General features: G+C 68.9%; 7 protein-coding genes. 6 read left to right on the top strand and 1 reads right to left on the bottom strand.

Annotation, left to right across the window (positions count from 1 at the left end):
* The first annotated feature begins 21 nt into the window (after nt 1–21).
* From VFZ09_RS20480 to VFZ09_RS20455, 6 genes are all read left to right on the top strand, one after another.
* Nucleotides 22–1,026, top strand: a complete 1,005-nt coding sequence (locus tag VFZ09_RS20480; RefSeq protein ID WP_329729306.1) for a PEGA domain-containing protein — start codon at nt 22–24, stop codon at nt 1,024–1,026.
* A gap of 243 nt (nt 1,027–1,269) precedes the next feature.
* The gene (locus tag VFZ09_RS20475) at nt 1,270–1,599 is read left to right on the top strand and encodes a hypothetical protein (RefSeq protein WP_329729305.1); all 330 of its coding nucleotides are present in this window, start codon (nt 1,270–1,272) and stop codon (nt 1,597–1,599) included.
* Nucleotides 1,600–1,697: 98 nt separating this feature from the next.
* On the top strand, nt 1,698–2,906 hold the full coding sequence (locus VFZ09_RS20470) for a radical SAM protein (protein ID WP_329729304.1): 1,209 nt from the start codon (nt 1,698–1,700) through the stop codon (nt 2,904–2,906).
* A 64-nt stretch (nt 2,907–2,970) separates the two neighbouring features.
* On the top strand, nt 2,971–5,118 hold the full coding sequence (locus tag VFZ09_RS20465) for a glycosyltransferase (protein WP_329729303.1): 2,148 nt from the start codon (nt 2,971–2,973) through the stop codon (nt 5,116–5,118).
* Nucleotides 5,119–5,245: 127 nt separating this feature from the next.
* Entirely contained in the window at nt 5,246–10,984 is a 5,739-nt protein-coding gene (locus VFZ09_RS20460; protein WP_329729302.1) for an FG-GAP-like repeat-containing protein, read from the top strand.
* Between the two features lie 79 nt (nt 10,985–11,063).
* On the top strand, nt 11,064–12,833 hold the full coding sequence (locus VFZ09_RS20455) for a M1 family aminopeptidase (RefSeq protein ID WP_329729301.1): 1,770 nt from the start codon (nt 11,064–11,066) through the stop codon (nt 12,831–12,833).
* Nucleotides 12,834–12,836: 3 nt separating this feature from the next.
* Here VFZ09_RS20455 and ftsY read toward each other — a convergent pair whose 3' ends face one another.
* Nucleotides 12,837–14,417: a signal recognition particle-docking protein FtsY gene (gene ftsY, locus VFZ09_RS20450; RefSeq protein WP_329729300.1), complete on the bottom strand. Its 1,581-nt coding sequence runs from the start codon at nt 14,415–14,417 to the stop codon at nt 12,837–12,839.
* Between the last annotated feature and the right edge of the window lie 155 nt (nt 14,418–14,572).

Raw genomic sequence — 14,572 nt, 5'->3', positions numbered from 1 at the left:
TCTCTAACCTTTGTCCCCGCCATGCTCCTGCGCTGCGCCTTCCTGATCGCGTTGCTCCTGTGCCTCGCCGCGCCGTCCTCCTACGCGCAGGGGATGGATGATCTGCTCGCGCCCCTGGCGCCCTCCTCCGGGAAGAAGGGCAAGGGGAAGACGACCCAGCGCCGCCCGCCCAAGGAGGCCAAGAAGAAGCCCACGAAGGCCACCAAGGCCGGCAAGGGGGCCAAGGGCAAGAAGGGCAAGGGCGCCAAGGCCGCGGAGCCCGAGGAGCAGGAGCCGGAGCAGGCCGAGGGCGCTGATCTCCTCGCGCCCCTCGTCAAGAAGACCGAGCTGCTCGTGAAGCTGGGGGGCACCTCCTCGCGCGGGGCACGCTTCTATCTGGACGAGCAGGAGATGGGCGCGATGCCCAAGGGCCCCATCGAGGTGGCCCCCGGTGACCACGTCGTCGCCGTGCGCAAGTCCGGCTACCGCGACTTCTCCCGCCGCATCACCGCCAAGGAGGGCGAGCTCACCGAGCTGAGCGTGCTGCTCGAGCCCACCTCGGGCTTCGTCTCCGTGAAGGCCGATGTCGAGGGCGCGCGCGTGCTCATCAACGGCGATGACAAGGGCATGGCCCCGCTGGAGAACCTCATGCTCCCGGCCGGCTCCTACGAGATCGTCGTCCAGCGCGAGGGTTTCCGGTCCGAGTCGCAGCGCATCGCCGTCCGCGCCGGCAAGGAGTACACGGTCGACGTGAACCTGCGTCCGGATGCCCTCGCGCAGACCGACAAGCCGAAGGCGCCGAACCTCACGCCGTCCCTCACCGAGCCCTCGCCGCTCACGCCGCAGCCGGCCCCGGCCGTGGCCTCGGCGAGCCCGCTCACCAGCCGCTGGTACTTCTGGGCCGGCGTGGGCGCCGTGGTCACCGCCGCCGCCGTCGGTACGGTGATGGCCACCTCGCAGCAGCCCCTGGACCCCAACAAGGTCTGCGGTGGCACCTGCGATGGCGTCATCAACCGCCCCGCCGGTGGCGGGTTGTTCCAGTTCTGAATCCCCCTCTCCATCGGGGAGGCGTATTCGCTGCTCGAGCGAAGGTTCGAGCCGGCTGGAGCGCCGCAAGCGCCGGGGCAAGTCGAAGCGCGTGAAGCCGTGAGGGCCCGGCATGTGCGCGCGGCTGTTGCCTCGGAAGCAACAAAGACAGTCATCGGTGATGCCTTGAAGACAACCATACCGGGCGTTGACAATCATTCACTGTCAATGTTTCAATTCATTTGCAGCACACCGGAGGCAGACATGAAAAAGGATGCGAAGCAGTATCTCCAGTACCTGACCGCGCTGTCGGTTTCCCTCTCTCCGCTGGCGATGCCGGCGACGGCCGTGGCGAGCACCCAGGAGGACACCCTGGCGCTCTCGTCCGCCGCTTCCGAGAAGCTCGTCTCGGCCGCGGACATGGTCGCTTCCCGTGACACCTCGGGCGGTATCCAGGGCGTGGCCTGGGCCTACCAGGCCTGGCCGGAGAGCACCTGGACGCAGATCATCCTCCCGCCCAAGGGCACCTTCGTGGCGCAGCAGGCCGAGGGCTCCTTCGCGGATCTCCTCGACGAGGTCGCGCGCGAGGACTGAGCGTCCCGCGTGAACCCTCTGTGGTAACGGACCCCGCTCCTCGTGGCCTTGCCTGGAGCCGGGGTCTTCCTCCTGGAACCTCCCGCCCTGGATTGGTCATGACCCGAGCCGTGACGCGCTTCGTGCAATTCGTCGTCAAGGTTTCCAAGTTCTGCAACCTCCGCTGCAAATATTGTTACGAATTCGAGGAGCTGGGCAGACGGGAGGCCATGTCTCGGGAACAGCTCCTGCGGATGTATCAGCACATCCACGACTATTACGTGGAGAAGGATCGCGAGCAGGGGCAGCGCACGGAAATCCGTTTCATCTGGCACGGCGGCGAGCCCCTGCTCCTCGAGCCCGCCTTCTATTGGCAGACCTTCCAGGACCAGCGGGAGCTCTTCGGAGATCGCCTGGGTCTGGCCAACATCGTCCAGACCAACCTCACGGTGCTCGACGAGGAGCGGATCCGCCTGTTGAAGGAGGGATTCAGCCAGGTGGGCGTGTCCGTGGACCTCTTCGGTGGGCTGCGCGTCAACATCGGTGGCAGGGAATCACAGCCCAAGGTTCTCGAGAACATGGAGGTGCTGCGCCAGGCCGGGGTCCGCTTCGCCTGCATCACCGTGCTGACGAAGAAGAACCTGTCCCGCGTGAAGGAGATCTTCCGCTTCTACGAGAAGTCCGGCCTCGGCTTCCGGCTGCTGCCCCTCTTCGACGGCGCCTTCGATGACCAGCACGAGGCCTATGATGTCTCCACCCAGGAAATCCTGGAGGCCTATCAGACGGCCGTGGACCTGTGGATGCAGAGCGACGGCTTCGTCGGCGCCAACCCCATCTCGGATCACATCCAGGTCGTCCTCGGTTACCTCGCCCAGAACACGCCGCCCAGGTATTTCAACAAGCGGGAGTGGACCCCCACCCTGCTCGTGAACACCAACGGGGACTGCTACAACTACGGGGACCCGTACGGACAGCCCGCGTGGTGTCTCGGGAACATCTTCACCACCCCGCTGGGGGACATCCTCACCAGTGAGAACGCGGAGAAGTCCATTCGCGCCCTGGAAGCACGCCTGGCCTACAACTGCACACGCTGCAAGTATTTCGGGAGCTGCGACGGCTACCCCATCGCCGAGGACCACTCGAATTGCCGCGAGGTGTCCCCGGAGGGCATCCGCGTGTGTGTGTTGGAGAAGTCGCTCTTCGGGCACATCGAGCGGCGCATCCGCGAGGCGGGTCTGGTCGACGAGTCCGGGCGTCTGGCCGTCGGCGCGGAACAGGCCCGGCGGTTGGGCATGCGCGAGGGCCGGCAGCAGAGCGAGGTCTACTGAGTCCTCGTCCACCTCCATGAGCCCAGCCCCGCGCTCGCTGCGCTGTCACCTGCGGTGCCGAACGATGTCCCGGGAGGAGCTGCGGCGCGTCTATGCCGCCCTGGCCGGGTGGTGCGCCCGCTCCCCAGAGCCCGTGCGGCTCGAGCTCGTCTGGGACGGCGCGGAGCCGCTCCTGCTGGAGCCGGAGTTCTACTGGAGGACGCTGGAGGATCAGCACACGCTGCTGGGCGGCGCGGGCGAGCGCCACAACATCCTCCGGACTCCGCTCACCGTCCTCGACGAGCCCCGGCTGGAGGTGCTGCGTCATGGCTTCGATGAGGTCCGGGTCTCCGTCGAGCTCTTCGGCGGGCCGGGCGTGGACGGCTCGGGCGCACAGTCCCAGAAGATCACCCTGGCGAACATGGATCGCCTGTCGCGCGAGGGCATCGCCTTCGAGTGCGTGGCCGGGCTGACGCGCCAGACGCGGCCCCACCTGCGCAAGCTGTACCGGTTCTTCGAGCGCGCGGGGCTCGGCTGGCACCTCGAGCCGCTCACGGCCGGGGCAGGGGAGGGACAGTCCTCGGAGCATGCGCTCTCGGAGGAGGAGACCGCCGCCGCCTTGCGTGAGCTGGCGGACCTCTGGCTGGAGGGTCGGGAGAGCGTGGCCGTGCACCCCCTGCTCGCGGCGATGCGGGAGGTGCTGGGGCTCGAGCCGTGGCCCTCGCCGTCCGTCCTCTTCGTCGAGGTGCACGGCGTGGGTCCTCGCTTCGAGCAGTCGCTGCACGAGCCGTTGGCCGCTGGCGGGACATGTCCCTCGCTGCTCCAGCACCTTCGTCAGCATCTGGAGCGGCTGCCCCCCGGCCAGCGCGGGCTCCTTCGTGAGAGGTATGCGCCCTCCGCGCCTCCGGCCACCGGGGAAGTCGCGGGCACTCGGAAGCGGAGGGCGGGCGCCACGGAGCGGTTGCGCATCCTCCTCCTCCCGCACCAACTCGGGGCGGAGACGTCCAGCGAGCTCCAGCGCTTGCGGCTGCACGCCTCGGTCGACGTCCTTCCCATTCCCGATGCGAAGCACCTGTTGCTCGCGGAGTCGCCGGGCGTGGTGCTGGAGGACTGTCTGCGGATGGCGGAGGCCGCTCCGAAGGGCCACGACGTCGTCCTGGCGCAGTCCACGGGTGGATTCCTCTGGCGCGCCGTCTTCCGCCTGGCCGGGCGGGAGGAGCCCTTCGCGCTCATTCCCCACTTCAATCACTTCCGGGTGGGGACGTCCTTCGCGATGCTGTTGTCCTCCCAGTTCCGCCTTCCGGGAGACCTGCTCTTCGCGGGCTCCCAGGTGGCGGCCGGGCCCTGCTCCTGGTTCGGGGACACGTGCCTCCCCACCTACCCCATGGGCGTGGACCTGCGCCTCTTCCGGAAGCTGCCGGGGACGCGGGCCCGGCTCAAGGCGTCCCTCGGGTTGGAGGCGGAAGCGGCGACGCTGCTCTTCACGGGGCGGCTCGCGCGCGACAAGAGCGTCTGGGAGCTCCTGGACGTCGTCGAGGCCGTGAGCCAGGTCCGGCGTGTCGAGCTCGTCCTCTGCCATGCGAATGATGATTCCGCGTATGCCCGGCGGTGCGAGGAACGTGCACGGCGGATGGGCAACGTGCGGCTCGTGCACAACCCTCCGCCCGGCATCCTCTGCCGCTACTACAACGCCGCGGATCTCTTCGTGACGGCCGCGGTGAGCACCTTCGAGACCTTCGGCCGCTCTCCCATCGAGGCCATGGCTTGCGGCACGCCCCCCGTCGTCGCCGATTACGACGGCTTCCGGGAGGCCGTCACCTCCGCGTGTGGCTTCCTCGTCCCGACACTTCGCCAGGGGCACCAGAAGGCACCGGACGTCGAGGGCTTCACCCGTGCGGTGCTTGAGGCGCTCGGTGACGAGGCCCCGCGCGAGGACAAGGCCCGGCGGGGGCTGGAGCATGCGCGCCGCTTCGATGCCCGGAGCACCCTGCCGGAAGCGCTCCTCGCCCTCCGCGACCACCTGGACGCTCACTCCGCCGAGGCTCCACCACCAAGGGGAGCGGGGATGCGGCTCGCGGGCCTCTCCGGTGCGGTGCGGGAGTTGTGGGGAACGGTGGAGGGCTTACCCGTCCGCGCCCTGCTCGCCCGCTTCTTGTGGAGCCTGCAGGTGCCCATTCCCACGGAAGGTGAAGCGGTGGAGCGGTTCCAGGCCCGGTGGTTCGAGCACTACTGAGGCGGTAGACCGGCTCCGCCCGGTGGCGCACTCGAGCCTGGAGGGGGGCTCACCTCCAGGGTCCTCCCCCCTGGTTCACTCCGGGAAAAGTATTCTAGGCTTCTCTTCACTCATAGTGGGAGAAGTCATGAAGAATCGTTTTCCAAGAGTATGGAGCCAGGGCGCATTCGCGCTGGGCGTGTGGCTCATGGGAGGCCTGTCGGTGTCACAGGCCTTCGCGGGCTCCGCATCCACGGTGGATACCTATTACGGAGCCTTCTCCGCCGAGGAGCCCATCGCGGTGCCCTCCTTCCGGGGGTTGGAGCCGACGCTGCGGCTCGCCTACAGCTCGGCGGGTGGAGGTGGAGCCGCGGGCATCGGCTGGGGCCTGGAGGGCTTCTCCGCCGTGGGCCGGGCCAGCCCCGGCAAGGGGTCTCCCCGCTATGACGGAGCGGATCTCTTCCTGTTGGATGGGCAGGAGCTGGTCCCCTGCGCCGGAGGGAGCACCAGCCCGAGCTGCACGACGGGAGGCACCCACTCGGCGCGCATCGAGAACTATCAGCGCATCAAGTACGACGCCGCGGCCAACACCTGGACGGTGTGGCGCAAGGACGGCACCCGCCTGACCTATGGCGCGCTCTTCCAGGCCTACAGGGGCGGCACCTTCGTGGGCACCTTCCGCTGGGGGTTGAACAGCGCGGTGGACACCTCGGGCAACACCGTCAGCTATGGCTGGTGGTGTGACGGGAGCCCGGCCCAGGAGTGCTACCCGGACAATGCCAGCTACAACGGCACGCTGGTGAAGCTGTACTACGAGCCGCGGCCGGATCCGGTCTCCTATGGAAACGGCTCGAGCACGCTGGGGTTGTCGCGCTACCGGCTCAAGACGGTGGACGTGACGACGAGCGGCAGCCGGGTGCGCGCCTACCGGCTCTCCTATACGGCGAGCACCAGCCCCACGCGCTCGTTGCTGGCCTCCGTGCAGCAGTTCGGCCGGGACGCCACGGTGGATGGGAGCGGCACCGTCACCGCGGGCACGGCCCTGCCGGCCGTCAGCCTCTCCTGGCCGCAGGAGGGGCAGCGCTTCGGCGCGGTGTCCAACTGGGCCAACAATCCCTACCGGAGCAGCCCGGAGTGGACGCGCTTCGGCGACTTCAACGGGGATGGCCGCACCGACATGCTCCAGCAGTACTACAACGACAACTACGTGTTCCTGTCGACGGGCAGCGGCTACGCGGCGCCGGTGAACTGGGCCAACAACCCCTACCGGGGAGAGGCCGAGTGGACGCACTTCGGTGACTTCAACGGCGATGGCCGCACCGACATGCTCCAGCAGTACTCGTATTACAACTACGTGTACCTCTCCACGGGGAGCGGCTTCGCGCCCGTGAGCAACTGGGGCTACAATCCCTACCAGGGCACCACCTCCGCCTGGACGCGCTTCGGCGACTTCAACGGCGATGGCAAGCTGGACCTGCTCCAGCAGTATGGCAACGACAACTACGTGTTCCTGTCCACGGGCAATGGCTTCGCGGCGCCGGTGAACTGGGGCAACAACCCCTACCGGGCGGGGGATGCGCAGTGGACGCACTTCGGTGACTTCAACGGCGATGGCCGCACCGACATGCTCCAGCAGAACTCGTATTACAACTACGTGTACCTCTCCACGGGGAGCGGCTTCGCGCCGGTGGTCAACTGGGGCTACAATCCCTATCAGGCGGGGATCGCCGTCTGGACGCGCTTCGGTGACTTCAACGGGGATGGCAAGCTGGACCTGCTCCAGCAGTACTACAACGACAACTACGTGTACCTGTCCACGGGCAATGGCTTCGCGGCGCCGGTGAACTGGGCCAACAACCCCTACCGGGGAGAGGCCGAGTGGACGCACTTCGGTGACTTCAACGGCGATGGCCGCACCGACATGCTCCAGCAGAACTCGTATTACAACTACGTGTACCTCTCCACGGGCAGCGGCTTCGCGCCCGTGAGCAACTGGGGCTACAATCCCTACCAGGGCACCACCTCCGCCTGGACGCGCTTCGGGGACCACAACGGGGATGGCAAGCTGGACCTGCTCCAGCAGTACAGCTACGACACCTATGTCTATCTGACGAACCCCGGCCACCTGCTCATGTCCTCCATGTCCAACGGGCTGGGGGGCACCACGGCCATCGGCTACACGCCGTCCACGGCCTGGAGCAACACCTCGCTGCCCGTCGGGTTCGTCCTCCAGACGGTGTCCTCGGTGCAGGGGTGTGATGGACGGGGCAGCTGCTCGACCACCCGCTACAGCTACCAGGGCGGCCTGTGGTCCTCCAGCGAGCGGCGCTTCCTCGGCTTCCGCAAGGTGACGTCCGTGCTGGACGCGGCCGGCAACTACACGGAGACGTACTACCACCAACACGTGGGCTGCATCTCCAAGCCGGAGGTGACGTACTACCGGGACGCGAGCGGCAACCTCTTCAAGTACTCGACGTTCGGTTACTCGGAGAACGCGGTGGCCCCGTACACCTCGCTGATGACGCAGCGCTGGGAGTACGAGTGCAACCAGACGTCCTCGTGCCGGCGGACGCTGTTGCAGATCGGCTATGACCAGTACGGCAACGGCAACCTCACCTACGAGTACGGCGACTATGACGTGGCCGGGGACGAGCGGACGTCGCTGCGCGGCCTGTACCCGAACACGGGCGCGTACATCGTCGGGATGCCCGCGTACGAGAACATCTACGCGGGCATTGGCACGGGCGGCACGCTGCTGAAGCAGACGCTGCACGAGTACGACGGCAACGGCACCTACGCGGCGGCGCCGGCCCGGGGCCTGGTGACGCGGCAGCTCGCGTGGAACAACCAGACAGGAGGCTACGTCACCCGCGGCTTCGGCTACGACGCCTGGGGCAACCGCACCTCGGAGACGAACGAGCTGGGGGCGGTGTCCCGCTCGGAGTACGACGCCACCTACCACGTGCACGAGACGCGGCGGTGCAACGCGCTGGGCCAGTGCTCCACCAAGACGTGGAACGGCGTGCTGGATTTGATCCAATCCGAGACGGACATCAACGGCAACGTCACCACGTACGTGCACGACGCGCTGGGGCGGCCCGTGCAGACGCTGCTGCCGGACGGGAGCACGGAGAGCTTCGCGTACCTGGACTGGGGCAACCCCTGGTTGCAGCGGGTGCGGCGGACGGTGTCCGACGGGACGGCGGACGGGCTGTGGTCCGAGGTGTACGAGGACGGGCTGGGCCGGCGCTACAAGACGGTGAAGGAGGGCGGGGCCACCCAGGAGTCGCTCTACAGCGATGGCTCGTCGCGGGTGTGGAAGAAGTCGGCGTGGTACGCCCCGGGTGAGACGCCGCGCTACCAGGTGTTCTCGTTCGACGGGCTGGGCCGGCTGCGCACGGTGACGAACCCGGACAACACGGTGGGCCAGCGTGTGTATGGCAATGGGTACGTCGTCAGCTATGACGAGCTGGGCCAGGAGAAGGTGGTGTGGACGGACGCCTACGGGCGGATGTCGCAGGTGCGGGAGAAGAATGGCTCCACGTACCAGTACACGGCGTATGTGTATGACTTGCTGGGCAACCTGACGCGGGTGACGGACGCGGCGGGCAACGTCACGTCGGTGAGCTGGGACTCGCTGGGGCGCAAGCTGGCGGGGTGCGATCCGGACACGGGGTGCAGCAGCTTCACGTATGACGCCGCGGGACGGGTGTTGACGCACCGGGATGCCAAGGGGCAGGTGACGTCCTACTCGTATGATGCCCTGGGCCGGCGGCTGACGAAGACGCTGGCGGACGGGAAGCAGACGCGGTGGGTGTATGACGAAGCGGGGCGGGGCGCGAGCAAGGGGACGCTGACGAGCGTGGTGGAGCCGATTGGCGGCGAGTCGCGCGTCTACGACGTGGCGGGGCGGGTGACGTCGCTGACGAAGTGCGTGAGCGGCACCTGCTACACGCTGGGGTATGCGTATGACGCGGCGGGGCGGCTGTCCCGGCTGACGTACCCGGATGGCGAGGTGGTGCCGTACGGGTATGACGCGGCGGGGCGGCTGAGCAGCGTGGGCGGCTACGTCAACGCGCTGGGCTACAACGCCCGGGACCAGCTCGTGTCGGCGGCCTACGCCAACGGGACCACGGCCAGCTACAGCTACGCCGACACCCGGCAGTGGATGACGGCGGCCTCCGTGAGCGGACCCGGCGGCGCGGTGTTCCAGGCCAGCTACGCCTACGACGCGGGGGGCCGCGTGACGAGCATGTCCTCGTCCACGCATTCCCTCGCCAACCTGTCCTACTCCTATGACTCGCTCAACCGGCTCACCGGCGTCTCGGGCAACCAGTCGCAGGGCTTCGTCTACGACGCGCTGGGCAACATGACGTGGAACTCGCAGGTGGGCACCTACCAGTACGGGGACGGAGCCCACCGGCACGCCGTCACCGGGGCCGGCGCCACCGGGTACGGCTATGACGTGAATGGCAACCTGGTCTCGGGCGGCGGCAGGACGCTGGAGTGGGACGCGGACAACCGGCTGGCACGGGTGACGGCGGCCAGCGGCACGAGCTCCTTCGCCTATGACGCCAACGGCCAGCGGGTGATGAAGACGAGCGCCTCGGGCACCACGCGCTACTTCGGCGCGCTGCTGGAGCTGGGCCCCTCGGGCCTGACGAAGTCCTACTACGCGGGCCCGGTGCTGGTGGCCCGGCGCGACGGCTCGGGCGCCACCTGGTACCACCAGGATCACCTCGGCTCGGTGCGCGCGCTGACGAACGCGTCGGGACAGCGGGTGGCCACCCTCGACTACTCGGCCTTCGGAGCGAAGGTGGCCTCCAGCGGGAGCGTGGCCAGCACTCGCGGCTACGGCGGGCACGAGACGGACGAGAGCGGGCTCGTCTACATGAATGCCCGCTACTACGATCCGCAGCTGGGCCGCTTCATCTCCCCGGACACGGTGGTGCCGTCCCCGGACAACCCGCAGGCGCTCAACCGGTATACGTACGTCTACAACAACCCCATCTCCAACACGGACCCCACGGGCCACGTGCCGGTGGTGGCGGCCATCGCCACGGCGGTGAGCGTGGGCGTGGCCACGGGCTTCGCCGGCACGGCCTTCGTCATCTCCGTGGTGGGCGCGGCGACGATGACGGTGGGCTATGTGCTCAAGGACCCGATGCTGATGAGCATCGGCGGCGTGCTGCTGGGCGCGGCCTCGGCGTACACCTTCGGGGCGGGCTTCCTCGGAGACAAGCTCACGGCCCAGGCGGCCTGGGCGGGAGGCTCCGTCTCGGCGCTCACCTCACCCGTCAGCCCGCTGGACTCCGATCTCAAGCAGGCCATCGGCTGGGCCTATACCGCGCAGAGCCTCTTCTACGAGTTCAAGCAGTTGGACGAGAACATCAAGAAGGGGGCGGAGAAGCTGCGGGAGAAGTTCGATCCCGACGCCATCCGCGCCAAGAAGGATGCCGCCATCAACGGCCTGTCGGCGGACAAGAAGGCCCTGATGAACGATCCCTCCAGGTGGAAGCCGTGGCAGCGGCAGTACGGTGAGGCCATGGAGATCGTCACGGGTGGCGCGCTGACGGCGGGCGAGGCCATCGCGCTCAACTCCACCGGTGGGCTCGTGGGGCCGGGCGGAGGGCTCTCCACGCAGGTGCTGGACGTGGCCGTCGGGTGGATTCCGGGAGTGAGGGCGCACGGCGTGCTGCACGACGCCGCGGGCTTCCTGGGTGGCGAGATGTTCGGGGTGGGCCCCGGCTACCTGTACGTGGGCCCCGGCAAGCATACGTACAACTACCTGGGCATGAAGAGCCATTGGCCGATCTCCGGGCAGTTGGAGGGCCTGACCGGCACCGGCGGCCAGTCCGTCTCCGCGCTGTTCCCCCGCTTGTTCTGAGCGGGAGCGTCCAGGTCTGACGGTGGGCCTGCCCCGGTGTTGGCTCCGGGGCAGGCCGGGGCGGTGTAACATCCGCTTCATGCTCGCCTACCTGCGCCGCTGGCCGCTGCTGGCACTGCTGCTCGTGCCCGGGGTTGCTCCCGCCGGGGACTTCGTCCCTCCCGAGGTGCAGTTCTCCCTCCAGCACCTCAAGTCCGAGGAGAAGGCCCGTGCCGCGCAGGCGCTCGGTCCCCTGGAGGATCTGCCCCGCTATCAGGTCCAGCTCGAGGTGGATCCGAAGACGCGCAAGGTGAAGGGCCATCTGCGCGTGGAACTGTCCGTGCGCACCCGTCCGCTGGACGCCGTCCACCTGCGCGTCACTCCCAATGCCTTCGACCCACGGGTGGAGCTCTCCGAGGTGAAGGTGGACGGGAAGCCGGTGAAGCCGGAGCGTCCCGAGGACGGCCTCTACCGTCTGCCGCTGGCCAGCCCCGTGGCTCCAGGGGGCTCGGTGGTGGTGGACCTGGACCTGGAGGCGCGGGTGCCGCGTGCGCAGCCCGGCTCCACGTCGCTGCTGGGCTCGCTCGGCGCGTCGGGTGGGGGAGGGGATTACGGTGCCTTCGCCGCCATGGACGACTTCATGAGCCTGGTGGGCGTGGTGCCCCTGGTGCCTCCCCTCGACACGAGCGGCAACCCCTGGGCCGGCCCCTCGGGCGTGGGCGACCTGGCGCTGTACGAGCCCTCGAACGTGCTCGCCAACGTCACCGTTCCCCCGGGCTGGAAGGTGTTCGCCACGGGCGTCCCCATGGGCGAGCTGCCCCAGAAGGACGGCCGCATCCGCTACACCTTCGCCGCGGGCGCGGTGCGGGACTTCCCCGTGTTCGCCTCGCGCGGCTACCAGAGCGCCACCACCACGGTGAATGGCGTCACCGTGGAGAGCCACTTCGCCGCCAGGGACACCGCGGTGGGCAAGCGCGTGCTGAAGTACGCCAGCGACGTGCTCACCGAGTTCGAGCGCCGCCTCGGGCCCCTGCCGTTCAAGTACTTCCGCGTGGTGGAGGCCCCGCTGTCCGGTGGCGCGGGCGGCATGGAGTTCCCCGGCCTCGTCACCGTGGGCACGTCGCTCTACCGGGCGGCGGCGGACCCGAACAGCGTGCTCCAGGGCGTGCCGGGCATGGGGCAGATGCAGCAGCTCCTGGAGTCCATGGGCGGGGACGCGGCACCGCTCGCGCAACTGGGCCAGTCGCTGGAGCGCACGCTCGAGTTCACCGTGGCCCACGAGGTGGCGCACCAGTACTTCGCGGGGCTGGTGGGCTCGGACCCCATCCACATGCCGGTGGTGGACGAGACGCTCGCCCAGTACGCGGCGCTGCTCTACATGGAGTGGAAGCACGGGCGCGCGGTGGCGGACCGGATGCGCGAGGAGACGCTCGTGGGCTCCTTCCACCTGTACCGGCTCTCGGGCGGCAAGGATGCCCCGGCGGACCGGCCCACCTCCGAGTTCGACGACTCCATGCAGTACGGCGCGCTGGTGTACGGCAAGGCGCCCCTGCTGCACCACGCCTCGCGCAAGCTCGTGGGCGACGAGGCCTTCTTCAAGGCCCTGCGCTCCTACGTGGACGCGTACCGCTTCAAGTGGACGTGCCGGGACTGCTTCACCCGCGAGCTGGCCAAGGCCAGTCCCTCGAAGGCCCGGGAGCTCGAGCAGCTGCGCGTGCGCTGGTGGCAGGAGGCCCACGGGGACGAGGACCTCGGCAAGCCCAACATGGGCGCCATGCTCGGCGCCGGCATGAATGGGCAGGACCTGGACCCGGAGACGCTCAAGCTCATGGAGGAGCTGCTTCCGGGCCTGATGAAGGGGCAGGAGTAGGCGCTAGTCGAACAGCGCCTGCACGAACTCCTTGGGCTCGAAGCGGCGCAGGTCGGCGACCTTCTCGCCGACGCCCACCCACACCACGGGCAGCTTCAGCTCGTCGGCGATGCCGATGATGACGCCGCCCTTGGCCGTGCCGTCCAGCTTCGTCAGCGCGATGGCCGTCACGCCCACCGCCTCGTGGAACTGCCTGGCCTGCTGGATGGCGTTCTGTCCGTTGGTCGAGTCCAGCACCAGCAGCACCTCGTGGGGAGCCCCGGGAAGCGCCTTGTCGATGACGCGCTTCACCTTCTTCAGCTCGTCCATCAGGTTCACCTTGGTGTGGAGCCGGCCCGCCGTGTCAGCGATGACCACGTCGGCGCCCGAGTCCTTCGCCTTCTTGATGGCCTCGAAGATGACCGAGCTCGGGTCCGCGCCCTCCGCTCCCTTCACCAGCTCCGCCTTCGCCCGGTCCGCCCACACGTCCAGCTGTTCGGTGGCCGCCGCGCGGAACGTGTCGCCCGCGGCCAGCATCACCTTCTTGCCCTGGCCCGTCAGCTTCGCCGCCAGCTTGCCGATCGTCGTCGTCTTCCCCGCGCCGTTGACGCCCACCACCATCACCACGTGCGGCGGGCCTCCTCCCTCCAGCGTGCGCGGCACCGGCAGGTCCACGATGCGCGTCACCTCCTCGCGGATGAGGTCCTTGATGCGGTTGGCGTCGCTCAGCTCGTTGCGCTTGAGCTTGTCGCGCGCCACCTCCACCAGGGTGGACGCGGTGCGCACGCCGATGTCCGCCGTGAAGAGGATCTCCTCCATCTCCGCCAGCACCGACTCGTCCACCTTGCGGTTGGAGCCGAACAGCCCGTTGAGCCGCGCCATGAAGCCCTGGCTGCGCGTCTTGTCCAGGCCCTGCGCCAGCGTCCGGCCCGCCTCGGCCTCAATCTTCGCCCGCGCCGCCGCCTCCTCCGCGCGCCGCGCCTCCTCGGCCGCCGCCGCCTCCCGGGCCTTCTGCTCGGCCACCAGGCGCTCGGCTTCCTCGCGCTCGCGCTTGCGGCGCTCCTTCGCCTCGTCCTCCGCCGCCTTCTTCGCGCGGTACTCGGCGCGCTTCTCCTCCTCCTCGCGCTCCTTGAGGGCCCGGACCTCGGCCTCCAGGCGGGCCCGCTCGGTGGCGTCCGTGGCCGCCTTCGCGGCGCGCGTGGCCTCCTCGCGCTGACGGGCGAGCGTCTCCGCGCGGGCGTGGATCTCCTCCGCCTCGCGCAGCCTCGCGAGCTCCGCCTCACTGGGCGGCAGCTCCACGCGCAGTTGCGGAGTCTCCGCGGGCAGCTCGGGCTTCTCCTTCGCGGGCGGCGGCACCGGCTTGCGGCCGGGCTCCTCGGGGCGCTTCTTGAAGAAGAGCTTGCGCGCCGCGGCCACCATCAGGGCGACGACGAGCACCGTGAGGCCCACGCCCACCACCGTGTCCCCGGTGCCGCCCTGGGGCGGCGGGGGCGTGCCCGTCTCCGGTACCCCGGGCTGCGTCCGAGGGGGCTCCTGGGGCAGCGGAGCGGGCTGCGGCGACGGCGCCTGCGCGAGGAGGAAGGGGAGGGCAGTGGGCGTCTTCATGGCGCGCACCGCATACCTCAAGATGCCTCCGCGAGTCCCACCCATCCTTCAGCCCCCGCCACACGGCCAACACGTCCCCGGCCCCTCGGGGCCACGGACGGGAGACAGACGGGCGATGGACGGTCCACGGGCTGGTGGATGCCGTGCCGGGAAGC

Source organism: Archangium sp., assembly GCF_036277355.1.
In the GTDB taxonomy this organism is placed as follows: Bacteria; Myxococcota; Myxococcia; order Myxococcales; family Myxococcaceae; genus Archangium.
This window is presented reverse-complemented; position numbering and strand designations above follow the sequence as displayed.

Excerpts from the sequence above, each read along its gene's own strand:
- ftsY (WP_329729300.1), bottom strand. The coding sequence starts at position 14,417 with ATGAAGACGCCCACTGCCCTCCCCTTCCTCCTCGCGCAGGCGCCGTCG.
- VFZ09_RS20475 (WP_329729305.1), top strand. The coding sequence starts at position 1,270 with ATGAAAAAGGATGCGAAGCAGTATCTCCAGTACCTGACCGCGCTGTCG.
- VFZ09_RS20460 (WP_329729302.1), top strand. The coding sequence starts at position 5,246 with ATGAAGAATCGTTTTCCAAGAGTATGGAGCCAGGGCGCATTCGCGCTG.
- VFZ09_RS20455 (WP_329729301.1), top strand. The coding sequence starts at position 11,064 with ATGCTCGCCTACCTGCGCCGCTGGCCGCTGCTGGCACTGCTGCTCGTG.
- VFZ09_RS20465 (WP_329729303.1), top strand. The coding sequence starts at position 2,971 with ATGTCCCGGGAGGAGCTGCGGCGCGTCTATGCCGCCCTGGCCGGGTGG.
- VFZ09_RS20470 (WP_329729304.1), top strand. The coding sequence starts at position 1,698 with ATGACCCGAGCCGTGACGCGCTTCGTGCAATTCGTCGTCAAGGTTTCC.
- VFZ09_RS20480 (WP_329729306.1), top strand. The coding sequence starts at position 22 with ATGCTCCTGCGCTGCGCCTTCCTGATCGCGTTGCTCCTGTGCCTCGCC.